This window comes from Bacillus silvicola (assembly GCF_050524305.1).
Lineage (GTDB): Bacteria > Bacillota > Bacilli > Bacillales > Bacillaceae_G > Bacillus_A > Bacillus_A cereus_AT.
The window spans coordinates 1,284,422-1,307,732 of the sequence record NZ_JBNGVC010000013.1; the positions used below are offsets into that span (position 1 = coordinate 1,284,422).

Genomic DNA, 23,311 nt, shown 5'->3' on the forward strand with positions numbered 1-23,311 from the left:
TTTTGTGGAAATATCATAGTAAAAAAGTTACTTCTATTTATAGAAGTAACTTTTTTACTAAGCTTTTTGTTTTACTTTACTAACTTTTTTTTCTGCTACTATGAAATGTGGTCTACGCTTTGTTTCATAATAAATACGACCGATGTATTCGCCGATAACTCCTAGGAAAATGAGTTGAATACCACCGATAAATAATATGGCAGAAATTAATGTAAAGTACCCTGGTACATCAACACCGCTAACGGTAATTTGAATAAACGTAGTGATTACATATAAAACAGCTAAAAGGGTTGTTAATAATCCAAGGTATATAGATAATCGTAATGGTTTATTGTTAAACGAAATTACACCATCTATCCCGTAATTTAATAACTTAGAGAAAGTCCATTTACTTTCTCCGTCAGAACGTAATACATTTTCGTATTCAATAATGTGTTCTTTGAAACCGATCCAAGAAAATAAACCTTTTGAAAAACGATTGTATTCAGTTAGAGATAGTAATGAATCGACTGCACTTCTACTTAAAAGTCTAAAATCACCGATGCCATCTACTAGCTCAATATCAACGAATTTATTCATGACTTTATAATATAAGCGAGAAACGAAAGAGCGTACTGGTGAATCACCTGTTCTAGTTCGTTTTGCAATTACTTGATCATAGCCGTTATTATAGCCGTCTAACATATCTTTTATTAGCTCGGGTGGATGTTGTAGATCAGCATCCATAATAACCACAGCGTCGCCTGCAGCGTACTTTAGACCGGCAAGCATGGCAGCTTCTTTTCCAAAGTTCCTACTAAATGATATATAATGCACATTTGAGTCTGAATTGGCTAGGTCACGTAGAATCTCTAATGTTTTATCTTTACTTCCATCATTGACGAAAACAAATTCATAATCAGTAGTTAGCTTATGAATTTCAAGAGAAGTCTCTGAATAGAAAGCTCGAAGTACCTTCTCCTCATTATAACAAGGTACTACTATTGAAAGGGTCATGTTAGGACCTCCTTAGATGTAATTTTAAACTGAGCATGAAGTAAAAGTTGAAGCAATTATCTTCAACTTTTACTTCACTCTATTTTACTAACTTTTTTTAAAACGATTTTTAAATTTTGTATATCGATCCTTATCTCCGAGAACTAGAAGCGAGATACAAATGATAAATGAAATGATAGAAATAACGAGACCCATTTTGAAATAAGGTGTGACGTATTTCATTTCAACTACATGTTGCCCTTTGGAAATAGGAACACCAATAAAGGCAGAATTAGCCTTCGTAAACTCAGTTTCTTTACCGTCAACCTTTATTGACCATCCTTTACTATACGGTACAGATAAATATAGTAATCCATCCTTAGTAGAATTAATATTACCTTTTAAGTAGTTACCTTTATAGTAAATATTTTGTAGGCTATTTTCTTTTAAAGTACTTACTTTTTTCGGGACAGTTTTATAGTTGGTACTGTTGACTTGTAAGTCTTTCAACTCGTATTGACCAGGAGTAGGGATAGAAATGATTAGCTCGGTTGGCTTCGCATCTTTTCCTAAGTTATAAACAAATCTTTCTAACGGGTAAGCATAAGCTCCATCTTCATTACCTTTTATCATAGATTTGTCATTCACAGTAACCCCAAATGATTCCTTGTTTATATTTCTAATCTTAATTTCAACAAGGAGATCACCTAACATATCGTTATTATCAACAGGTACTATTATACGCCCATTTTCATGAACAGTGAGTATATCTTTGTCTTTCTCTATATTTTCCCACTTAATTTTATTTGGATTAATCTTAATTTGTTTTGAATCTAGCTGTTTTGTATTAAATTGTTTTAATGGAAGACTTCCAACGTTATCTACAACTACAGCATCTAATAAAAGTTGATCTTTCTCAGCGAAATTAAGTTTTGAAAATTCTTCATCACTTATTCCAGCTTCGTATACATAGCCTAATGGTAGGGCATATTCATTTTTGTAAATGTTGTAAGGACCTACTTGTTGTAAATACTTATAACCATACGGAATATCAGTTTTATTAGCACCTTCACTTAATACATAATATTTTACCCCTAGCATGTTCTCAAGGAATAGTCGTTTATCTAACTGGAAGAACATAGATGGGCTATCATATCCTTGGAAAACATTGTACTTATTCTTCATAAAGTCATGAACATGATAATTTACTAAGCTTTGATAAGTACTTGTACCATGATAACCTTGCAGCATCGGTGTATTCTTATAATTATTGTTTGGGTTGATAATTCTATAAAAATCTTTATCTTGATTTTGTATGTAACGAATTGCGTCAATTTCATCCTTATTATCGAGACCTGGCCCATGTAATGATTCTTTTGTTACGCCTGCTTGATTAAAGTGTTTACTAAGAGCAATATCTGAATAGACGTAATTAATACATATTACATTGACCAGTACATTTAATATAATGAAACACTGTAAAGCTACTTTTGACAAATAGCGCCATAGTAATATTGTAATAATAGATAAAGCAGTAGTGCCAATTAAAATTTTATCAATCGTTTCTAGCGGTTGTCCGTTTATATTTACTTTTCTATAGAATGCGTAAATAAATAGTGCTGTTGCTAGCAAAGGACCTATTAAAGAGTTAACCTTCTTTTTGTTAAGTAGCATCCAGTCTAAAATGTAGGCAACAGTTTGCGCAACTACAAATGCAAATAAGTAAAACCATCTATATTGCATAGCGGAAAAGCCATTAAATATGGAATACGTATATGGAAGCATATATAGAACTAACATAAACCCAGTAAAGAGTAACTTATTTGTGACAAGTTTATTGCGTATTAGAAGCGCACTTGTAATAAGGAAGAGGATGAAAACTGGGAATGCGAGCTGATAATCCTCTGTATTATTAATGAAAAAGATACTTTCCATTAAGTTTTTATAAAACGTATCTTCAAAAAATAATGGAATAGTAAATTTTGTAGCTAGTCGATCTGAACTAAATACCCCATTTACAGATGGTATAAAGCAAACAGCGGCTAAACCTAGTGATAAAGAATATAGGAAAGCAATTCTAATATAATAAGTTATAAATGTTTTAATTGTTTTATTCTGCTGTGTAGCGAAATATTGGAAAAAGGCATAAATATAGATGAAAATACTAGTAATGAAAGCGAAATAGAAATTTGATGCAAGCATAAGTGCTGTTGCAAACAGGAATAATCCCTTTTTTCGCTCTAAAATATATTTATCTAATCCCCATATTACTAAAGGTAAAAACACTATAGCATCTGCCATGAAATCCCATAATAAAGAATGGCGAATAAAAGTCACGCATCCTCCATATATAATGGCAGAAATGAAAGAAGAAAAAATAGTTTTATTATGATAACGTAAAGAACCATACATGAATAACATCGCTAATGTACTTTTTAAAATACTCATATATAGCTTCATCTCAAAGATTTGGTCAAAATTTAGTTTGGGAAGTAGAAGCGTAAGCCAGAAAAATGGTGCTGTACTATAGTAATAACTAAATTCCCCGAATAAATCTCCACCTAAGCCATAATCCCAAGACCAAAATAAATTCCCATCTTTAAATGCATGTTGTAAAAGGAATGTAAAGAAGCTGAATTGTGATAATGCATCTCCCGTACTAGAAAATACACTGTCTGATTTTAAGAAAAAGTAATGAAAAGCAAATGCACATATTATTAATAATGGAATGATAATAAGTGTGCTTTTAGTAAAAAATGTCCTTTTATTTACCTCTGAAGTCATTAAATGAATAAGCCTCCTCAATACAATTATTAAGATTTAATCCGTATTCTCCATATTTAGATATTGTTTTATAATGAAGAAAAACTATGGATGAATCGACGATTTTTAACGGTAGTAATAAAGTTTTCTGTTGTGTAATTTATGGTGTAACGAGTTAATGTTTGTATAGAAGATTAACTGCGAATTGCATTAATACTAGGTGTTGTACATCTAGGGCTGTTCGTTTCCAAGTATAATCATTCCAGAAAGGCAAGTCAATTTAAGATATAGATTGAAAACAGGGCTCATTTTAAGTGAAGAAGATAAAATAAAAACTTCAAATTAAATTTGAAGTTTTTATTTTTATTTACTTTCGAGCCAGCTTTTTATTTATAAATCCTAAAATCAATCCACGTATTTGTGGGTCAATGGCAAGACCGATAATACCGTACAATATACCAGTAAGTATTAAAGCTATTAGTGGCGGTAAGTTAATTAATGCTGTACGGTATATTGCGTAACTGATTATAAACGCTAGTGCATTGAATATTATTCCTTTGAATAGTAATGAAAAACCTTTACGAACGAATAAAGTAAATCCGATTAATAATGTAATCTCGGTAATGATCGCAGCTGCCGCAGCGCCCATCATTCCAAATTGGCTGCCTAATGCGATGTAACTTATGATAGCGACAGCTAATCCAATTCCCATCGTTGTCGCACGCTTCCACTGTTGACCAATTGTCGTTAAATTATCAGCAAGTGGATAGTTGATAGATTGTAAAATAACCATAAAGGCTAAAATTGCAAGGGCATCACCAGCTGGTGCATACTCTTCACCTAATAAAGTAACAATCCAAAAGCTTGGATCAGCGATAAATGGGATAGAAATTCCCATTCCTAAGAAAGACATAAGCTTTAATTCAAACAGAGATAGTTTTCTATGTTCATCAATATTGTTTTCATTTCCAAAAGCAAATAACTTTGGATAAAAGGCTGCTGCAATTACACCTGGTATTTGATAAAGTACAGCGGGTATTTTCGATGCAGCGCCAAAGAATCCAACTTGCTCATACGTTGAAACTTTTTCTAATATAATAGGCCCTAACTGTGGTAAGAGCATAATGATAATGCCATTGATTGTGAAAATCAGCAATTGATTTAAAATACCTTTGTCCCAGCCTTTATGAACTGTTGTATGGCGGAGTACCATTATAAAGGCGATGACTCCTGTTACAAGACTAGATATTCCGTACATGGCAGCGACCATCATAAGTGACCATTTAAATGACATTCCTAGTAGAAGCGCAGCTGCAGCTGTGACACCTTGTATTACAGAAATAATCGCTGTGAATTGCATACGTTCTGTTACTTGGAAATAAGCCATTCCAACACCTTGTAAAGTTGCTCCAAACATGGTCGGTAATACAACCCAATATACCATGGCACGTAAGTAAGCATCAGCATAGAAGAACTGAGCAAAAATAGCGAAGAGTACGGAAATTACGATAGCTAATACTAAACGAATGCGTAAATAACTGCTGATTAGCACACTAATGTTAGCATCACTTCTCGTTCCTTCACGCATAAACGTATGTGTTAAACCTGCATCTGTAAAATAACAAATAACAGCGGAAACTGCTAATGCAGTTGTAAACATACCATACTCACCTGGTGAAACATATCTTGCAAAGAAAATCGTCGCAATAGCAAGTACAAATCGAACAGTAATATTTCCTACAAAGAGGTAGGAGGCGTTTTTAAGGATTTTATTTGTTTTCATGGAAAAAGACCTTTCTATTCTTTAGGACACGATTCGTCCCATTTGTAAGTTTGATTTGTTTATGGAAAGGGAGAATAGTATTATATTTTCGGTTTAAGAAAACAGAAATTTAATTCGTACAAACCAAAGCATTGCATATAGTTTTTTACTACGCTTTCCGTTTTTTGAATAGATTTTACGGCAATATTTCTTTATATCTTTTTTGATTAATTGAACTTGGGACTTATCTAATTGAGAGTTCTCTTTAATGTATATACAAGCATTATTGATAACCGTATAAGGGAATAAATAATGCTCAAGAATCTCAATAAGTGACTGAGGGTCTTTCGTAATGAAGTCTTGAGATTTATTATGTACCCAGTCTTTCATACGATTGAATACTTCCAGTTCTTTAGTTGTTTTTAATTCGTAATCTTTATATTTAGAAGAAAGATTTCCTTCTGATAAGATTCTATAATATGTTAAGTATTCATCGACATAGCATACATTTGTCACACTCATTAGTTTAAATAAAAACTCCAAGTCTTCTCCCCAGCTACATCCTGGTGTAAAACGGATATTATGATTCATTGCGATAGAGCGTTTGAAAATCCAAGTACTTGTTTGAGCAACAACTTGGTGTGTTAAGAATGCTTTTGCCATATCACCTTTAATAAAGTTTGTTGTATGCTCAACCTTTTCGCTTGTTTCTTCGTAGAAATTCATATAACCACAATAGCACGCGTCCATGTTGTTTTTATGCATACTCTCGATTTGTTTCTCAATTTTAGTTGGATGCCATAAGTCATCACTATCAAGGAAAGCGACGTATTCTCCGCTAGCATTTTCAATCCCTGTATTACGAGCTACTGAAACACCTTGGTTTTTTTGGTGAACGTATTTTACTTGACCCGGATATTTTTCTGCAAGATTTTTTACGATAGAAGGTGATTGATCTTTACTTCCATCATCTACAATTACAATTTCAATGTTTTTATATGTTTGATCCAGTATTGACTGCATCGTTTCTTCAATATATTTTTCTGTGTTATACAGGGGTATGACAACAGAAACAAGTTGTTTTTGTTCCATCATAGAATTTTTATCTCCTCAAATTTTTTATGTCTTGCACCATATATACAAGCCTTTTGAAAGGAAGAAGATTACAAGAACATCTGTATCAGTTTAACGCATATAAACTTTGTAAATCAACTTTCTATTATTGTACTTTGTATAAAAAGTATTTATTATAGAATATATTGCCTTGTAAAAATATAGAAATATAATTTGAAAATTATGTATTTGAAGGGAGAAGATGAGATGTTAAGGCGATTTACTCGCAAATCTAATGTAATCCTTTTAGGGATTATTATGATAGTAGGTTTTGCGCTTCGTTTTGCAACTTTACAAACACATGGTGCAGATTTGACTATAGCTAGCGATGATATAGGTTATCAAAAAACGGCAACTATTTTATTGGAAACAGGAATGTTAACATATCATGAGCCGGATAAACCAACTATTCATATTATGCCAGGTTTTCCAGCGTTTTTAGCTACTGTATTTTACTTTTTTGGAAATGGAAATGAAGGCCTTTTTGTAGCTAAATTAATTATTATCCTATTAGGGGTACTTAGTATTTTACTAACTTATAAGATTGGTACTTATTTATTGAATCCCGCTGCAGGATTAATAGGTGCTTTCTTATTAGCTGTGTATCCTCCAGAGATTGTTATGGAAAATTTAACTTTAACAGAAGGACCGTTTCTATTCTTTTCATTGGGATTATTATATTGGAGCTTAAAATTAGCTGATACTCATAAAACGAAACATTTTCTAATTGTATTAATTTTCTACTTTTTAGCATTGTACTTACGCGTACAAGTCGCTTTATATCCAATACCATTATTTATATATCTCTTAATGAAACGCTATCCATTCCGCATTATGATGAAGCAAGCGATTATAAGTATAGGGATAGGACTTATCGTACTTGGACCATGGTGGGCCCGCAATTACATTCAATTTGATAAATTTATTCCACTAACTGCTGGGGCAGGGAATCCGTTATTACTTGGAACGTATCAAGGGAAAGGTTACCCAGAAGGTAAGAATATGGCAGAACTTGAAGTGGAATTACACGCAAAGTACCCTAACCTGGAAGCACATGAATTTATGGAATTAGAAGAAAAAATAGCGAAAGATAGAATGAAAGAATGGTGGAAAACAGATAAGAATGCCATGATAGAGAGTTATTTAATCTTGAAGCCAGAAATTATGTGGAAAAAACCGTATTATTCTATAGAGCATAATATTGAAGTATTCAATGTTTCTGCAAAGGATATGAATGAAATACATAATTTTATTAAGACGATGTTTTTAATATGTACAATACTTTCATTTATCTTCCTTTTAAAAAGGTGGAGAGAGACTACATTTTTATGGTCAATTCTTTTACTGCAAACAGCTTTAACATGTTTTTATGCCGCATATGAAAGATATGCATTACCATTAATCCCATTTTTATTTATTATAATTGGAGTAGGAACCGTGGCAACGGTTATGAAAATTAGTAAACTATTAATTAGAAACAAATAGTTTGAAATGAAAAGCACCTTGAATCTTAGAAGAATCAAGGTGCTTTTTGTATCTGTTAGTATTTAAATAGAAAAAATTATTCGCTATCTGTTTCAGTTTGCGCTACTTTTAATTTTTGCTTTAATAATGCATAATCTTGCGTTAATGTTACAAGTTGATGGTGTAGCTTAGAAATTTTTCTTGTTAGGTCAAAAATTAAGATGAAACAGAATAATAATCCAAATAAGAATAAAATGGATGGTGGATATTCTACTTTTAATAGTTTTCCAATCCAATTTATAATTTTATCAGTAGAACTTAAAATAGCCATTGCAACACAAACAAAAATCCACAAAATAGCATATTTTGTTTCTAAAGCCCCGCGACGGATAGAATTAATAATTAAGAAGAATAATAACAAAATAAAGATGAATGAAAAGGTAATTATATGCATTCACTATCAACCTTTCACGATTTTTTGCATCAATATAGCAAGGCTTACTTTAATCATGTAATATGCAGATTTAAGAGGTGTGATGGAAGATTGTCCACCTTGTCGCTCTTGCATATTTACAGATATCTCATTAATGCGAAGTTTTTTCTTTTTTAAATGAATAAGGACTTCTGGCTCTGGATAATCTTTTGGATAATTGTGTGCAAAAATCGTAATTACTTCTCGATTAATAGCACGATATCCAGAAGTTGGATCCATAAATGTTTGTTTCGTTAAAACTTTCAGTAGGGCAGTAAAATAAAAAATACCGATTCTTCTTGAAATACTACCTTTGTAAGCTGTTTTTTCTGTAAAGCGTGAACCTAGCACCATATCACATTGGCCTTCAGCAATAGGCTGTATAATTTTGTATAAATCATCCGGATTATGTTGTCCATCAGCATCGAACTGAATTGCAATATCATATCCATTCTCATATGCATATTTATAGCCAGTTTGTACAGCTGAACCGATGCCTAGATTATATGGTAGATTAATAAGATGAACAGGGAAATTTTTTACGATTTGAGCTGTTTTATCTTGTGAGCCATCATTAATAACGCAAATGCTTAACGCTGTAAAATGTTGTTTTAGTTCTAGTAATCTTGTTAATGTATCTGCAATTGCTTCTTCCTCATTATAGGCTGGAATAATAATTAAAGTTTTTGGTATTGAAATTGGTACTTCGATAGACATTACCGCACCACCCCTTACATATTTAACTATATTATGGTTATTTATAAACAACTTTACTTAATATACCATTAAAAGTATAAGAAAATAAAGGAAAAACTGATGGGTGATTTTAGGAGGAGACCACTGAATACAAAGGCAAGCGATAGTATTTTTTATAATAAAAAATACATGCAAGGAAGAACCTGTGCATGTATGATGAAAAGATTGTATTAAATATTCCAAGGCTTACTTAAAGTTAAAACTTCAGCCATCTCTTTACTTTTTAAACGTCCCTTTTTTCGGTTTTCCGCGCGTTCTAAACCGGTTGTGTGTAACCAATGTTCTTCCTGAGTTTCAGGTAGTACTTGTGGTACCGACGAAGGTTTTCCATCTTTTATTGCCACAAATGTAATGAAGCAAGTAGCGGCAATTCTACGCTCGCCTGCTAATAAATTTTCTGCGATTACTTTTACGAAAACTTCCATTGAAGATTTCCCTGTATAACATACAAATGCTTCATAACAAACAGAATCAGCTTGGTGAATTGGAGTTAAAAAATCAACTGAATCAATAGATGCTGTTACGCAATGTTTACGACTATGTCTTGCAGCCGCAATTGAAGCAATACTATCAATTTCTGCTAATAATTTCCCTCCAAAAAGTGTTTGGTGATTATTTAAATCGTTAGGAAAAACACGTGTTGTCTTAATTGCTTTAGATTCTCGCATGAATTTCTTTTCCATATATTCAGCCCCTATAGTCTGTTTTCAATCAGAATAATATGTGTAAGTGGATTACTCATATTAGATATTTAATGAAGTAAAGTGTATTCCAAAAGAGGATTATTTAAACTTCTGTATTTGTATTCATGTAACTGAAAGAAAATTTATTTTATCTAAAATGTAGTGTAAAAGAGGATTCGCTTACATTGCAAGTAAAAAGTAATGACTATGTATTTGTCATAGAAATTCCCTGTTAACCTTGTACCCATTCATGATAGAATCGTTTTGTTATGAATGGAAATAGAGGTGCAATGGACATATGAATCATATACAAACAAATTTTTCGTCTTTCTTCAGTAAAATAACGATTGGTGCGATGCTCGCATTTTTTGTTTATAGTTGTTGGTCGGCTTTTGAAACAAGTAAGCAATTTTTTTGGGGAAGTACAACAAGTATAACAATCGTATTAGTGATTTTTGTTATTCTTATTTTGTTAGTGGCATCGATTTTGCAATATCGTTTCACAGATAAACAATTTCTTATTTTTCTTATAAGCGTATCTATAGTTGTAAGATTTATCACAGTTCTATTTGTAGATGGTCCAATAATAGGTGATATGAAAGCTATGTATGAGTCTGCAAAGCAGATTGCAATTGGCAATAATATAGAGAATGTAGCGCAGTTACCTTTTATTATTTATGAATCGATAATCATTCGTATATTTGGTGATACGGTATTCGCTTTACAATTATTTAATATTTTATTTTGTACAGGAACTGCATTTTTCATTTATCGCATTGCGTCAATGGTATTTGGAGAAGAGTGTGGTCGTATTGCGTCCGTGTTTTATGCTTTATATATTCCAAATATATTTATGAGTTCGGTATTAACGGCGGAATCACTCGCAATATTTTTATTTTATTGTGCTTGTTACATACTTTTATATAAAGGATTGGATCATCCTTATATGTGGGTAATTTCAGCCATTTTATTTGCACTTAGCAATATGATTTTCCCAGTGGGGTTATTTTTACCTGTTTTTATAGCTGTATATGTGCTGTTAATTGAATTATTTCAATCAGGGGCGAAACAAAAATTACTACTAAAAATGATAGGAATACTTATTCTGTTTTATAGTACTCATTTTGGTGTGAGCTATGGTATCAAGATGATGGGAATGTCACAGTATACGATTTCTAATCAGAATTATGTTCAATCTGTTTTAATTGGAAAAAGTCAAAATGAAGAAAAAACATCTGAAAATCAAAGTGTAAAAGAGCACATTGATCAAGAGTTAAAAGAAATGGAAGTAGAAAGATTTAACCTGTTAAAACCAGTTATTAGCCAGTTTTCAGATGAGGGAATAAATTCTATTCTTTTTAAATGTGAAAAGCTTATATATATAGTGGTGACACTGTTTATGGCCATAGCTTTATTACATTTTCTAATTAAGAAACAGCAAAATGAAGGATATATGTTGTTTGTATTATTAATTACCGGATATGTATCGTTAAGGCTCTTTCAAGTAGATATGGCATACTATAATATTATTATGCCAGCTTTGTTTATTTTACAAAGCTTTGGTGTTTATATGAGTTATTTTTATTGCCAAAAAATATTTTTCAGAAAATAAAAGAATCCATTTCGGATTCTTTTTTTGTATCGATTCGCCTTATCGGTTTAGTTCAAGTTGTAAATTATCCGCCGTTAAGGCCATTTTTGAGGAATCGTCTTGAATACCCTTCATTACTTATGGGATAGTTTCTAATTCATTTTCAATTTTTTATATATAATTACTCTATAGTATATAGAATTCTCTTAATGGCCCTTATTAATTTTTGCATGTGTTTTAAAGAAAACTGGGAAATGTACGTTATATATTACGGTGACTACACGAATAACGAATGTTACTAATAAACAAACATAGAAAGCTAAGACGTGTGCCCCCATTGCATGTGTAATTAGGAAACTAACTGCTCCTAAAATAGAAGCAATTGCATATATTTCTTTTCGGAATACATACGGGATATCTTGAGCGCAAATGTCGCGTAAAATACCGCCCCCAATACCTGTAATAACTCCCATTGAAACGACCAAAAACGAGGCGTCAACGTGATGTGACATTGCTGCATTTGCACCAATAGCTGTAAATACACCTAAACCAACAGCATCAGAAAGCATAATAACAACTTGAAGTTTATTAATACGCTCAAAAAACATACATGTGAATAATGCTGATAGTACACTTACGAAAAAGTAAATGGGTTTTACAAATGCGACAGGAGGCAGGTTACCAATCATAATATCACGAATAATACCGCCGCCGAGCGCAGTAGCTACAGCTAAACAAAGGACACCAAATAAATCTAGATCTTTTTTCAAACCAACTAATGTACCAGAAATGGCAGCGGCGATAATGCCAAGAAACGTAAATATATCGATTAATAACATGGCTTTAATTCCTTCCTCTTAAAGATGTTCCAGAGAAAAAATATACACTAAAGTTTTGGAAATAACAATTACTTTTCGTTACATGTAGAAAAATGGATGAAATAGCTAAAGAAAGCGTTTGAAAATGCTTGATAAGTAGCAATGAAGTAAAGCAAAAAAGTGCGAGAAGATTCATTTCATAGTTTTTTTGAGGTAGCTTAGTTAGGGGGATGGTACAATAGGAGAAGTCCTTTTTTATACATTTATATAAAATGATAAAAAAATATTTTTGTACTGTCGAAAATAAGTGCATATGTGTTAGATAGTTTTTATAGGGATAGGAAAGGATAGCTAAAGGACAATGTTTTCGGTTACTAATAATGCTGGATTTGAATAGTTTCGGCATGAAAAATAGTTCTCAATTTAAATATGAGTTATGTTATAATTGCTAGGTATGTTTAAACAGTAGAAAACTATGATTAAAAGATAATGTGAAGATTTTGTATGGAGGTCTTGGAATGTTAGCAAATCAAGCTAGGGTTAGATTTGAGCATTTTTTGCTCTTTTTTATTATTTTACAGCCTGTTTTAGATTTATTAACGTCTCTTAGCATTGAGTTATTAAAAGTAAATGCGACAGTTGGAATTATGGTAAGATTCCTCATTATGGCAATGGGTGGCATTTATATTTTAATTCAGGCAAAAGAAAGAGAAAATAGGAAGTTTTTGATTTATCTTGTATTACTAGGAGTTGTATTAGGAATAGGATTTATTAATAACAAGTTAATCAAGAGTCCTATTGTACTCGCAGAAGAAGTTAAATTCATTGGAAAAGCATTGTATATATATATTATGCTCGGCTCATACATTTTAGCTTTAAAATCACTGAAGAAGACAGTAAATATTAGCGATAAAGTTAGAAATAACATTGTGTATTCAACATTAATTATTAATGCTGTTATGGTTATTTCTATTACAACTTCTACAGATTTTGGAAGTTATGAGTGGATGAAAGTTGGTTCCCGAGGGTGGTTCTATGCAGGTAATGAACTTGGGTCAATCTTAGCTATTATTTTCCCTATTGTGGTACTATATTCTATTCAAAAAACAAAGAGCGTGAAGCACGTTTTATATTGGATTCCATCGCTGTTAATGATTTACTCTTTAATTCAAGTTGGAACGAAGGTAGGAATGGGCTCAATTGGTGCTACGTTAGCGGCAGCAATCGGGATTATTGTACTACAATTATTATTTGATAGAAAAAATCCAAACAAAAAAGCTCTTGTACTTAATGCATTAATTGCTATTGTCCTATTAGCTGGTGTAGTTGGAACATTTAAAATGACACCATTAGCACAAAATATGGGTATTCATAATAACTATTTATCAGAACAAAATGTAGCACAACAAGGGCAAAAAGAACAAGAAATTAAAGAGAAAATAAAAAAAGAACAAGAAATTAAAGAAAAAGAAGAAAAACAACATAAAGCTGAAAAACCGGAAGAAAAAGCAAAGATAGAAGCGGAAGTTAAAAAAGAGGTTGAGAAAGAGCAAAAGAAAGAAAATCAAGAAAATCTTATTTTCAGCGGACGTCAAGTATATGAAGAAAGACATAAGCAATTCTTTAAGGAAGCGCCAATGTCACAAAAATTATTAGGAATGGGTTACGCAGGTAACTTTAAGTATAATGAACAAAAAGAGCCAGATCCGAAGTTAATAGAAATGGACTTCCATGATTGGTTTTATGATTTCGGAATTATTGGTTTTGCATTAATGATGATTCCATTTATTTATTACGGCTTAAGAATCTTACTAGCATTTGTTACAAGATTTAAGGAAATATTTAATATAAAATATGGAATGATTTCAGCAAGCTTATTATTAGCACTAGGCATTGCGTACATTGCAGGACATATTTTGACAGCACCAGGAGTGGGTATTTACTTTGTAGTGGTGTTAGCTTATCTAATTGTAGATCTAGAAATTGAATGATAAAAATAAAAGCTAACTTTTGTTAGCTTTTATTTTTTAGTACAGTAAAATAAAGATAGATGGAAATGTAGCGAGGATTTAAAGGAGGAAAAAATATGAGGATATTGCATATGAATGCAGGAGCAGAAGATGGTGGAGGAAAAACACATATTATTTCACTGCTCGATCAGTTTCCGGATGGTGAAGTAGAATTAGCAGTATTTGAAGATGGAATTGTTGCGAAAGAAGCAAGAGAGCTAGGGATAAAAGTTCATGTGTTTTCACAAAAATCTCGCTATGATTTATCCATTTTAAAAAACATAAGTGAATTCATTAATAAAGAAAAATTTGATGTAGTTCATACACACGGTCCTAGGGCAAATTTCTTTGTTTCTTTAATGAAAAAGAAATTCGTGGCAAAATGGGTAACGACAATTCATAGTGATCCATTTCAAGACTTTACTAAACAAGGCCTAAAAGGTTGGATTTTTACTAAGTTAAATTTAAAAGCTTTAAAAAATATAGATTTATTTTTTGTTGTAACGAATAGGTTGAAAAAAAGCTTAGCGGCATTAGGGATTTCAAATGAAAAGATGCATGTTATTTATAACGGTATTGAATATGATCAGGAAAAAGCAGCTGGCTATAATAAAAAGGAAATGTTTAATATTGATGAAGATGTGTTTACGGCAATCCAAGTAGCACGTCTGCATCCTGTTAAAGGACATGAAGTTTTATTCGATGCGTTACAACAAACAAAATTGGAGAAGATTAAAGTATTATTAGTTGGTGACGGGCCGTTAGAAGGAGAGTTAAAGGCGTTAGCTACTGAAAAAGGAATTAATGATAAAGTTGAATTTTTAGGGCACCGTCAAGATGTGAAACAATTATTTGCTTCATCACATGTAAATTTATTAACTTCCCATAGCGAAGGATTTCCGTTAGTTTTATTAGAAGCAGCAAATCAGCGTGTACCATCAATTGTGACTAGGGCGGGAGAAATCGAGCCGTTAATCGCAGATGAAACTTACGGATGGATTGTGCCAACTGGTGATGGAAAAGCATTAGCGTCGGCATTAGAAGAGGCATATGATAAGTGGAAAACAGGAGAATTAGCAGCAATGGGAAAACATATTTACGAACATGCTACTATGAACTTCTCACTACAAAAGTTATATGAAGATACGAAAGAGACATATAATCGATTAATAGAGAAAAACCTTTAATAATAGAGAGGATAGTTAATTATGGCAGTACAAACAGTTGATGTTCTAGGCGTTCCTTTTTCTACAATGACAATGGATGAAACGGTCCAATATTTAAAGGAACAACTAGAATTGGAGCGAACTCATACTTTTCAGGTAGTAACAGCAAACCCTGAAATTGTTATGTGTGCAAAAAAGGACGAAAAATTCCGTAAAACATTATTAAATACAGATTTAATTACACCTGATGGTATTGGGGTTGTAAAAGCAAGTGGTATGCTTGGTACACCTGTGAAAGAACGTGTAGCAGGTTTCGATTTAATGTGTAATTTATTTGCGAAGTTGTCAGAAGAGAATAAACCAGTATCTGTTTTCTTATTAGGTGCAAAACCACATGTTGTACAAGCTGCAGCTAATCATTTAACGAAGACATATTCGGCTGTATCTATTGTGGGTACACAAGATGGGTATTTTAAACAAGAAGAAGAAGAGAATATTGTTTCTCGTATTCAAGAAGCAAAACCAGATCTATTACTTGTTGCGCTGGGCTTCCCAAGACAAGAAAACTTTATCCAAAACAATAAGCATCGTTTAGAAACGAAAATGGCTGTTGGAGTAGGCGGTAGTTTAGATGTGTGGGCTGGAGAGGTAAAACGTGCGCCAAAATGGATCCAAGCTATCCACTTAGAGTGGTTTTACAGATTATGTAGTAATCCAACACGCTGGCGTCGTCAGTTAGTACTAGCTGAGTTTTTAAAAGAAGTAATGCGTTCAAAAAAGTAGCGGAACATCGCTACTTTTTTATTTGTTTATTTTTGATAAAGTGAAACTTTAATCAGTAGGGGGTGTTCATCCCCCACTGATTATTAGCCCTCACCAATCGGGCGTTTACGGGCAGCCAGACTCCCACCTAATTTCTTTGCTCCAGCTGGATTTTGAGGTGGGAGTTTTACTGCCCTCAAATAGCGGGATAAATATTTTACTTTGGGGGAATGATGAAGGAGAATTTTTTACACGAAAGTATTTTACTTATACAATACACACATGTAAAATGATGTGTAAAGACAGCTGTGTAAGGAGGACTTCTTGTGAGCAAGGTAAAAGAAATTTCGAAGCGAAAGCTACTTGGTATAGCAGGGCTTGGATGGCTATTTGACGCAATGGATGTTGGAATGCTTTCATTTGTAATAGTGGCGTTGCAAAAAGATTGGGGATTAAGTACTCAAGAGATGGGTTGGATAGGTAGTATTAACTCAATTGGTATGGCTGTAGGAGCGCTTGTCTTTGGGGTACTATCAGATAAAATAGGACGGAAATCGGTCTTCATTATTACATTATTACTATTTTCTATTGGTAGTGGCTTAACAGCCTTAACGACGACACTCACAATGTTCCTCGTGTTACGCTTTTTAATTGGTATGGGACTCGGCGGAGAACTCCCAGTTGCATCTACCCTTGTATCAGAGAGTGTTGAAGCGCACGAACGTGGGAAAATAGTTGTACTATTAGAAAGCTTTTGGGCTGGTGGCTGGTTAATTGCAGCTCTTATCTCGTACTTTGTGATTCCTAAATACGGTTGGGAAGTTGCGATGGTATTAAGTGCAGTTCCGGCTTTATATGCTTTATATTTAAGATGGAATTTACCCGATTCTCCAAGGTTTCAAAAGGTTGAAAAAAGGCCATCCATTATTGAGAATATAAAATCGGTTTGGTCTGGGAAGTATCGTAAAGCAACAATTATGTTATGGATTTTATGGTTTTGTGTTGTCTTTTCCTATTATGGAATGTTCCTTTGGTTACCTAGTGTAATGGTACTGAAAGGTTTTAGTTTAATAAAAAGTTTCCAGTACGTACTTATTATGACATTAGCTCAATTACCAGGATATTTTACAGCAGCATGGTTTATTGAACGTCTTGGTCGTAAATTTGTATTGGTTACGTATTTAATTGGTACAGCATGTAGTGCTTATGTGTTCGGAATCGCGGATTCATTAACAGCATTAATAGTTGCGGGTATGTTATTATCCTTCTTTAACTTAGGTGCTTGGGGTGCATTATACGCTTACACACCTGAACAGTATCCAACAGTTATTCGCGGTACAGGCGCAGGAATGGCAGCGGCATTTGGACGTATTGGGGGTATTCTTGGACCACTATTAGTAGGATATTTAGTTGCTTCACAAGCTTCACTATCGCTAATATTTACGATTTTCTGTGGATCAATTTTAATTGGGGCACTTGCTGTGATTATACTTGGGAAAGAAACGAAGCAGCAGGAATTGGTATAAAGTGAAACCTCAATTAGTGGAGGTTTTGTCCATTCCCTGTTGATTATTAGCACGCACCAATCGGGATAAAAGAAAAGAGGAAACCAAAGTGGTTTCCTTTTTTCTGTTTTTTTAGATAAATAATGGTATAGTAAGAAAAAGGGATTGTTTCTTACTAAAGCGAATGTATACAACAAGACATATGGACAAAGGAATTAGGTGGTTGGATAAATGAAAATTTTACTTATCATGGAAGAGACAGAAGAGCGAAGAAAATTAGTTGAGTACTTTACTGAGAACATTCGAAATGTAGAATGTTTTGAAGCGAGAACCGGAACAGAATCTTTGCTAATAATGAAAAAACATACACCTGATTTTGTTTTTTTAAATTCGCAACTAGTAGACGGCACTGGTTTTGAATATTCGAGCTTGTTACGAGAAGTGAATTGTTATACAAAATTTATTTTTATTGGTGAGGATATAGAAGAGACAATTACAGCTTTTCGTTTCCAAGCATTTTATTATTTATTGCAACCATTTCGTGAAGAAGATTTACAATTCATTTTATATAAAATGGGGAAAGAAAAAAGTGAGAAAGCAAAGAGCCATTTGCGTAAACTGCCGATAGAAGGTCATGAGGGAATTAGATATATTTTTCCAGAAGATATTATATATGTAAGTAAAAATAAGGAAAATAAAACAGTTTCAATTTATACAACGAATAATCATTATATTTCAACATATACACTTCAGGAATTAGAAAATAAGCTTAATACATACGATTTTTTACGTGTACATAAAAGTTATTTAATTAATATGTTATATGTACAAGAACTTAAACCTTATTATAATGGCACGTATAATTTGTATTTAGACGGGTACGATGAGCAACCGATTCCAGTAAGTCGTAATTATGTAAAACGACTTCGAAATAAAATTGAACTATGACAAGTAATGAGAGAATTTTAACATGATAAACTAGAAATCCTTCATGATAAGGAGGATTTAACTTAAATATTCAGAAAATTTAGTACAATCTCCACTAAGAAGTAGTAATGGGGGGATTGTATGTGAAAACGTTGAAGTCAATTTTACTTTGGGGAGTTATTGCAGCATTAGGAGCATTTGCTTTTGGTGTAATAGCCTTATCTCAAGGTGAAACAATTAATGCTGTATGGCTATTAGTTGCTGCTGTATCAGTGTATGCGATTGCTTATCGCTTTTATAGTAGATTTATAGCGAGGAAAGTTTTCGGACTAGATAATAATAGGCAAACACCTGCTCATACATTAAACGATGGGAAGGATTATGTTCCGACAAATAAATGGGTTTTATTTGGCCATCACTTTGCAGCGATTGCAGGAGCAGGTCCTTTAGTAGGCCCGATTTTGGCGGCGCAGATGGGTTATTTACCCGGGACAATTTGGATTATTGTTGGAGTAGTTATTGCTGGAGCTGTACAAGATTTTGTAATTTTATTTGCTTCGATGAGACGTAACGGTAAATCATTAGGAGAAATGATTAAAGATGAGATTGGTCCTGTTACAGGATTAATTGCAATGATTGGTATTTTAGGTATTATGATAATTTTATTAGCGGTATTAGCTTTAGTAGTCGTGAAAGCGCTCGTTGGAAGTCCATGGGGAATGTTTACAATCGCAGCAACGATTCCAATTGCTATTTTAATGGGAGTTTATATGCGTTACATTAGGCCAGGACGTGTAGGAGAAGGATCAGCAATTGGTATTATTCTGCTAGTTTTATCTCTTGCTGGAGGACAATATGTAGCAGAAAATCCGACGCTTGCAAGTATGTTTACTTTTAGTGGTGAGACAATTGCTATTATGCTTATCGTATATGGATTCATTGCATCAGCATTACCAGTTTGGATGCTTCTTGCACCACGCGATTATTTAAGTACATTTTTAAAAATAGGAACGATACTTGGATTAGCAATCGGAATTTTAATTGTAGCACCAGATTTACAAATGCCAGCAGTTTCGCAATTTATCGATGGAACAGGTCCTGTTTTCTCAGGCAACTTATTCCCGTTCTTATTTATTACGATTGCCTGCGGTGCTGTGTCTGGATTCCATGCTCTCGTTTCATCAGGTACGACGCCGAAAATGATTGAACAAGAAGGACATGCACAGCCAATTGGTTATGGAGCAATGTTAATGGAGTCATTTGTAGCAGCGATGGCTATGATTGCAGCTTGTGTATTAACACCGGGAACTTATTTTGCAATTAATAGCCCAGCAGCACTAATTGGAACTGATGTATCACAAGCAGCTCAAGTTATTTCCTCATGGGGATTTGCTATTACACCGAATGAATTAAAAGAACTTGCTGTTAATGTCGGAGAACAGACCATTTTATCACGTACAGGTGGCGCACCAACATTAGCAATTGGTATGGCGTATATATTTTCACAAGTAATAGGCGGAACGGCGATGATGGCATTTTGGTACCATTTTGCGATTCTTTTTGAAGCACTATTTATTTTAACGACGATTGATGCTGGAACACGTGTAGGGCGATTTATGATTCAGGACATTTTAGGTCATGTATATAAGCCGTTTGCGAAAACAGATTCTACATTAGCAAATGTGATAGCTACAACACTATGTGTACTAGGATGGGGGTACTTTTTATATCAAGGGGTGGTAGATCCTCTTGGTGGAATTAATACGCTATGGCCACTTTTCGGTATTGCAAACCAAATGTTAGCAGGTATTGCATTATTACTTGGAACGACAATTTTGTTCAAAATGGGGAAAAAAGCATATGTTTGGGTGACACTTATTCCAACTGTCGGATTGCTTATTGTAACCATGACAGCTGGTTATCAAAAGCTATTTCATGAAAATCCTAAAATAGGATTTCTATCCCATGCAAAGGTGTTTCAGGGAGCATTAGATGAGGGGAAAGTGTTAGCGCCAGCTAAAAATGTCGCTCAGATGAAGCAAATTATTTTCAATGATTATATTGATGCAGCACTTTGTGGGATTTTTATGATAGTTGTAATCGCTGTATTAATTTCTGCACTTCGAATTTGGATCCAAGTATTAAGAAATAAGCCAATGCCGCTAAAAGAGGCGCCATATATTCCTAGAGATGAAAGTGAGTCGAGGAACTATGCTTAAAAGTTTACGGAACGTATGGGGAAAGAGAAAGCAATTTATTAGTTTACTTGTTGGAGTTCCAAGTTATGAAACGTATGTAAATCATATGAAAGCGCATCACCCAGAAGAGAAAATTCTATGTCAAAAGCAATTTTTTGCTGAGGCACAAGAAGCTAGATTTAATGCAAAAGGCGGAAAGATATCACGATGTTGCTAATGGAGGAGACGAAATTTCGTCTCCTTTTTTATTTTGCTGTTCCACGTGGAACAGTAAAATAAAAAATATTGGGAATTATAGGGATTCCATAATACAATAGCATATAGAAAGGGATAGATGGAAAAGAAAAAGTAGGGAGATTATTTTATGTTCAGAGATCTATTTGTAAATATGACAATTATTCTTTCCTTTATCTTTGTGGGTGCTCAGCTTTTAAGAGATAAGCCGTTAAAAGAGGGATTCGCTGTTTGGCAAAAATGTGTAGTAGGTATTTTTACTGGGATATTAGGGGTATTATTAATGTATTTTGGTGTACATATTGAAGATAGTCTGTTGGATTTACGTTACTTGGCAGTTATTTTGGCAGTTATAATTGGGGGGCCGATAGCCAGTAGTATAACAGTTGCTATCATTTTAGTAACTCGGCTACTTTTTACTGATTACTCTTTAGCCTCTGAATTAGCTTGCTATACTATCATAGTAACCGGAATTGGTATTGTCTTCATTTGGCGGATGAAAATTTCTATATTTACAAAGTGGATATGGCTTAATGTGTATAGCTTGTCTATTTTAATATTACCACTGTCTATTTTATTTAAGGATGTATCTGTAGTGGTATTATATTTTGTTTGTAGTATTGTTGCAGGATACATCACATTTGTAAGTGCAAGTTATGTATTACAATCGAATGAATTATTTCAAACGATGAGGCATTATGCAACGATAGATGCATTAACGAATCTAGGAAATGTAAGACAGTTTGATTTAGAGATGAATCGTCATATTGATAACAAGTATATGAAAAATGGTTCACTCTGTTTATTACTTATCGATATTGATCATTTTAAGTATGTAAATGATACATACGGTCATCCTGCTGGGGATGAAGTGTTAAAACAAGTAGGGCGTATTTTGTTAGAGAATGGACCATTCCCTAATTTGGTTTTTCGAAAGGGTGGCGAAGAATTTGCCCTGTTGATACCGAAAAAGGGATTAGCATTTGGAACTCGTATAGGGGAACAAATTCGACTAGCTGTTGAAAAGCATTCATTCCAACTGAAAAACGGGAAAAAAATTAAAATTACAGTTTCTGTTGGGATTTCAGAGTATAAAAAATCACCTGAGCAATTTATTCAAGCAGCGGATGATGCATTATATTATTCAAAAAGAAATGGTAGAAACCAAGTTAGTTCAGCATCATAGGAATTTGGGGAGTACTTTAAAACATTTTTGCAAGACATACTAAAACCGACAGAACAATGAATGCTCTGTCGGTTTTAGTATGTTTTTTAATTCATTATTAGACAAGCTCTTTCTGTGCAACGAATTTACGATATGCACCGTGATGTGTTGGTCCTACATATTCGTTAATCTTAAATGAATGACGAATTGCAGCTGTGATGAATTCTTTCGCAGTTTTTACTGCTTCTTTCACAGATTTTCCTTTTGCAAGTTCTGCTGTAATTGCAGCAGAATATGTACAACCTGCACCGTGTGTATTTGTCGTATCGATCTTTTCTGATTCTAGAAGATCGAATGTTTCGCCGTCATATAACACATCAATAGCAGTTTCTGTGCCTAGCTTGCTACCACCTTTAATTAGTACGTATTTAGCACCTAAAGCATGGATTTTCTTTGCAGCTTCTTTCATGTCCTCAAGAGAATTAATTTTCACACCACTTAATTGATACGCTTCAAATAAGTTTGGCGTTACAACTAATGCTTTTGGAACAAGAACGTCACGTAAGCAGTCGTTTGTTTCAGGGTGTAATGCTTCATCCGCCCCTTTACATACCATAACAGGATCAACTACTACATTTTTGAAATTGTGCTTTTCAATTGTTTCCGCAACCATTTCGATAATTTCTACTGATCCAAGCATACCTGTTTTTAAAGCATCTACGCCAACACCTTCAATTGTTGTTTCTAATTGTGGTTTTAATGTAGACGCTGCGATTGGGAATACGTTATGTGCCCAACCGTTATGTGGATCCATTGTTACGATTGTCGTAAGAGATGTCATTCCATATACGCCAAGTTCTTGGAATGTTTTTAAATCTGCTTGTATACCAGCACCGCCACTTGTGTCAGAACCAGCGATTGTAAGTGCCTTATTTAATGTCATTATGA

At 33.5% G+C, this 23,311-nt stretch carries 19 protein-coding genes; 10 read left to right on the plus strand and 9 right to left on the minus strand.

Annotation, left to right across the window (positions count from 1 at the left end):
- Window positions 1-57: 57 nt before the first annotated feature.
- From ACP6L7_RS28785 to ACP6L7_RS28800, 4 genes are all read right to left on the minus strand, one after another.
- Window positions 58-996, minus strand: a complete 939-nt coding sequence (locus ACP6L7_RS28785; protein WP_097831390.1) for a glycosyltransferase family 2 protein — start codon at window positions 994-996, stop codon at window positions 58-60.
- Window positions 997-1,083: 87 nt separating this feature from the next.
- Complete coding sequence (locus ACP6L7_RS28790; protein WP_097831391.1) at window positions 1,084-3,759, minus strand: YfhO family protein; 2,676 nt, start codon at window positions 3,757-3,759, stop codon at window positions 1,084-1,086.
- A gap of 346 nt (window positions 3,760-4,105) precedes the next feature.
- Window positions 4,106-5,521, minus strand: a complete 1,416-nt coding sequence (locus ACP6L7_RS28795; protein WP_097831392.1) for an oligosaccharide flippase family protein — start codon at window positions 5,519-5,521, stop codon at window positions 4,106-4,108.
- Window positions 5,522-5,614: 93 nt separating this feature from the next.
- Window positions 5,615-6,595 (minus strand): glycosyltransferase family 2 protein, encoded by a 981-nt coding sequence (locus ACP6L7_RS28800; RefSeq protein ID WP_097831393.1) that lies wholly within the window; start codon window positions 6,593-6,595, stop codon window positions 5,615-5,617.
- Window positions 6,596-6,820: 225 nt separating this feature from the next.
- Between ACP6L7_RS28800 and ACP6L7_RS28805 the strand changes: the two genes are divergently transcribed.
- The gene (locus tag ACP6L7_RS28805; protein ID WP_141533518.1) at window positions 6,821-8,098 is read left to right on the plus strand and encodes a glycosyltransferase family 39 protein; all 1,278 of its coding nucleotides are present in this window, start codon (window positions 6,821-6,823) and stop codon (window positions 8,096-8,098) included.
- Window positions 8,099-8,174: 76 nt separating this feature from the next.
- On the opposite strand, the gene ACP6L7_RS28810 is transcribed toward ACP6L7_RS28805, so the two are convergent.
- From ACP6L7_RS28810 to ACP6L7_RS28820, 3 genes are all read right to left on the minus strand, one after another.
- Window positions 8,175-8,531: a DUF2304 domain-containing protein gene (locus ACP6L7_RS28810; protein WP_097831394.1), complete on the minus strand. Its 357-nt coding sequence runs from the start codon at window positions 8,529-8,531 to the stop codon at window positions 8,175-8,177.
- A gap of 6 nt (window positions 8,532-8,537) precedes the next feature.
- Window positions 8,538-9,266, minus strand: coding sequence for a glycosyltransferase family 2 protein (locus tag ACP6L7_RS28815; protein ID WP_000021473.1), 729 nt, complete (start codon window positions 9,264-9,266; stop codon window positions 8,538-8,540).
- Between the two features lie 209 nt (window positions 9,267-9,475).
- On the minus strand, window positions 9,476-9,988 hold the full coding sequence (locus ACP6L7_RS28820; RefSeq protein WP_000412126.1) for an acyl-CoA thioesterase: 513 nt from the start codon (window positions 9,986-9,988) through the stop codon (window positions 9,476-9,478).
- Window positions 9,989-10,286: 298 nt separating this feature from the next.
- Between ACP6L7_RS28820 and ACP6L7_RS28825 the strand changes: the two genes are divergently transcribed.
- Window positions 10,287-11,600, plus strand: a complete 1,314-nt coding sequence (locus tag ACP6L7_RS28825) for an ArnT family glycosyltransferase (RefSeq protein WP_097831395.1) — start codon at window positions 10,287-10,289, stop codon at window positions 11,598-11,600.
- Between the two features lie 185 nt (window positions 11,601-11,785).
- On the opposite strand, the gene ACP6L7_RS28830 is transcribed toward ACP6L7_RS28825, so the two are convergent.
- Window positions 11,786-12,418 (minus strand): trimeric intracellular cation channel family protein, encoded by a 633-nt coding sequence (locus ACP6L7_RS28830; protein WP_097831396.1) that lies wholly within the window; start codon window positions 12,416-12,418, stop codon window positions 11,786-11,788.
- A 497-nt stretch (window positions 12,419-12,915) separates the two neighbouring features.
- On the opposite strand from ACP6L7_RS28830, the gene ACP6L7_RS28835 reads away from it, so the two are divergent.
- The 8 genes from ACP6L7_RS28835 to ACP6L7_RS28870 all read left to right on the plus strand — a co-directional run bounded on the left by ACP6L7_RS28835 (window position 12,916) and on the right by ACP6L7_RS28870 (window position 22,384).
- Window positions 12,916-14,388: an O-antigen ligase family protein gene (locus ACP6L7_RS28835; RefSeq protein WP_098361898.1), complete on the plus strand. Its 1,473-nt coding sequence runs from the start codon at window positions 12,916-12,918 to the stop codon at window positions 14,386-14,388.
- Window positions 14,389-14,483: 95 nt separating this feature from the next.
- The gene (locus tag ACP6L7_RS28840; RefSeq protein ID WP_097831398.1) at window positions 14,484-15,593 is read left to right on the plus strand and encodes a glycosyltransferase family 4 protein; all 1,110 of its coding nucleotides are present in this window, start codon (window positions 14,484-14,486) and stop codon (window positions 15,591-15,593) included.
- 21 nt (window positions 15,594-15,614) lie between these two features.
- Window positions 15,615-16,355 carry a WecB/TagA/CpsF family glycosyltransferase gene (locus ACP6L7_RS28845; protein WP_097831399.1) on the plus strand — a complete coding sequence of 247 codons (741 nt, stop codon included), beginning with the start codon at window positions 15,615-15,617 and terminating at the stop codon, window positions 16,353-16,355.
- Between the two features lie 305 nt (window positions 16,356-16,660).
- Entirely contained in the window at window positions 16,661-17,860 is a 1,200-nt protein-coding gene (locus tag ACP6L7_RS28850) for an MFS transporter (RefSeq protein ID WP_097831400.1), read from the plus strand.
- 210 nt (window positions 17,861-18,070) lie between these two features.
- Window positions 18,071-18,787 (plus strand): LytR/AlgR family response regulator transcription factor, encoded by a 717-nt coding sequence (locus ACP6L7_RS28855; protein WP_097831401.1) that lies wholly within the window; start codon window positions 18,071-18,073, stop codon window positions 18,785-18,787.
- A 122-nt stretch (window positions 18,788-18,909) separates the two neighbouring features.
- On the plus strand, window positions 18,910-20,985 hold the full coding sequence (gene cstA / locus ACP6L7_RS28860; RefSeq protein ID WP_097831402.1) for a carbon starvation protein CstA: 2,076 nt from the start codon (window positions 18,910-18,912) through the stop codon (window positions 20,983-20,985).
- The gene (locus tag ACP6L7_RS28865; protein ID WP_097831403.1) at window positions 20,978-21,181 is read left to right on the plus strand and encodes a YbdD/YjiX family protein; all 204 of its coding nucleotides are present in this window, start codon (window positions 20,978-20,980) and stop codon (window positions 21,179-21,181) included. Before cstA ends, ACP6L7_RS28865 begins: the two co-directional genes overlap by 8 nt.
- Before the next feature lie 147 nt (window positions 21,182-21,328).
- Complete coding sequence (locus tag ACP6L7_RS28870) at window positions 21,329-22,384, plus strand: diguanylate cyclase (protein WP_097831404.1); 1,056 nt, start codon at window positions 21,329-21,331, stop codon at window positions 22,382-22,384.
- 97 nt (window positions 22,385-22,481) lie between these two features.
- Here the strand turns inward: ACP6L7_RS28870 and pdxK are convergent, their stop codons facing one another.
- Entirely contained in the window at window positions 22,482-23,306 is an 825-nt protein-coding gene (gene pdxK / locus ACP6L7_RS28875; protein WP_097831405.1) for a pyridoxine/pyridoxal/pyridoxamine kinase, read from the minus strand.
- Window positions 23,307-23,311 lie beyond the last annotated feature (5 nt).

What these genes read in the sequence shown, in the direction of transcription:
- ACP6L7_RS28785 (WP_097831390.1), bottom strand. Translation starts at nt 996, where the DNA reads ATGACCCTTTCAATAGTAGTACCTTGTTATAATGAGGAGAAGGTACTT.
- ACP6L7_RS28790 (WP_097831391.1), bottom strand. Translation starts at nt 3,759, where the DNA reads ATGACTTCAGAGGTAAATAAAAGGACATTTTTTACTAAAAGCACACTT.
- ACP6L7_RS28795 (WP_097831392.1), bottom strand. Translation starts at nt 5,521, where the DNA reads ATGAAAACAAATAAAATCCTTAAAAACGCCTCCTACCTCTTTGTAGGA.
- ACP6L7_RS28800 (WP_097831393.1), bottom strand. Translation starts at nt 6,595, where the DNA reads ATGATGGAACAAAAACAACTTGTTTCTGTTGTCATACCCCTGTATAAC.
- ACP6L7_RS28805 (WP_141533518.1), top strand. Translation starts at nt 6,821, where the DNA reads ATGTTAAGGCGATTTACTCGCAAATCTAATGTAATCCTTTTAGGGATT.
- ACP6L7_RS28810 (WP_097831394.1), bottom strand. Translation starts at nt 8,531, where the DNA reads ATGCATATAATTACCTTTTCATTCATCTTTATTTTGTTATTATTCTTC.
- ACP6L7_RS28815 (WP_000021473.1), bottom strand. Translation starts at nt 9,266, where the DNA reads ATGTCTATCGAAGTACCAATTTCAATACCAAAAACTTTAATTATTATT.
- ACP6L7_RS28820 (WP_000412126.1), bottom strand. Translation starts at nt 9,988, where the DNA reads ATGGAAAAGAAATTCATGCGAGAATCTAAAGCAATTAAGACAACACGT.
- ACP6L7_RS28825 (WP_097831395.1), top strand. Translation starts at nt 10,287, where the DNA reads ATGAATCATATACAAACAAATTTTTCGTCTTTCTTCAGTAAAATAACG.
- ACP6L7_RS28830 (WP_097831396.1), bottom strand. Translation starts at nt 12,418, where the DNA reads ATGTTATTAATCGATATATTTACGTTTCTTGGCATTATCGCCGCTGCC.
- ACP6L7_RS28835 (WP_098361898.1), top strand. Translation starts at nt 12,916, where the DNA reads ATGTTAGCAAATCAAGCTAGGGTTAGATTTGAGCATTTTTTGCTCTTT.
- ACP6L7_RS28840 (WP_097831398.1), top strand. Translation starts at nt 14,484, where the DNA reads ATGAGGATATTGCATATGAATGCAGGAGCAGAAGATGGTGGAGGAAAA.
- ACP6L7_RS28845 (WP_097831399.1), top strand. Translation starts at nt 15,615, where the DNA reads ATGGCAGTACAAACAGTTGATGTTCTAGGCGTTCCTTTTTCTACAATG.
- ACP6L7_RS28855 (WP_097831401.1), top strand. Translation starts at nt 18,071, where the DNA reads ATGAAAATTTTACTTATCATGGAAGAGACAGAAGAGCGAAGAAAATTA.
- ACP6L7_RS28865 (WP_097831403.1), top strand. Translation starts at nt 20,978, where the DNA reads ATGCTTAAAAGTTTACGGAACGTATGGGGAAAGAGAAAGCAATTTATT.
- ACP6L7_RS28870 (WP_097831404.1), top strand. Translation starts at nt 21,329, where the DNA reads ATGTTCAGAGATCTATTTGTAAATATGACAATTATTCTTTCCTTTATC.
- pdxK (WP_097831405.1), bottom strand. Translation starts at nt 23,306, where the DNA reads ATGACATTAAATAAGGCACTTACAATCGCTGGTTCTGACACAAGTGGC.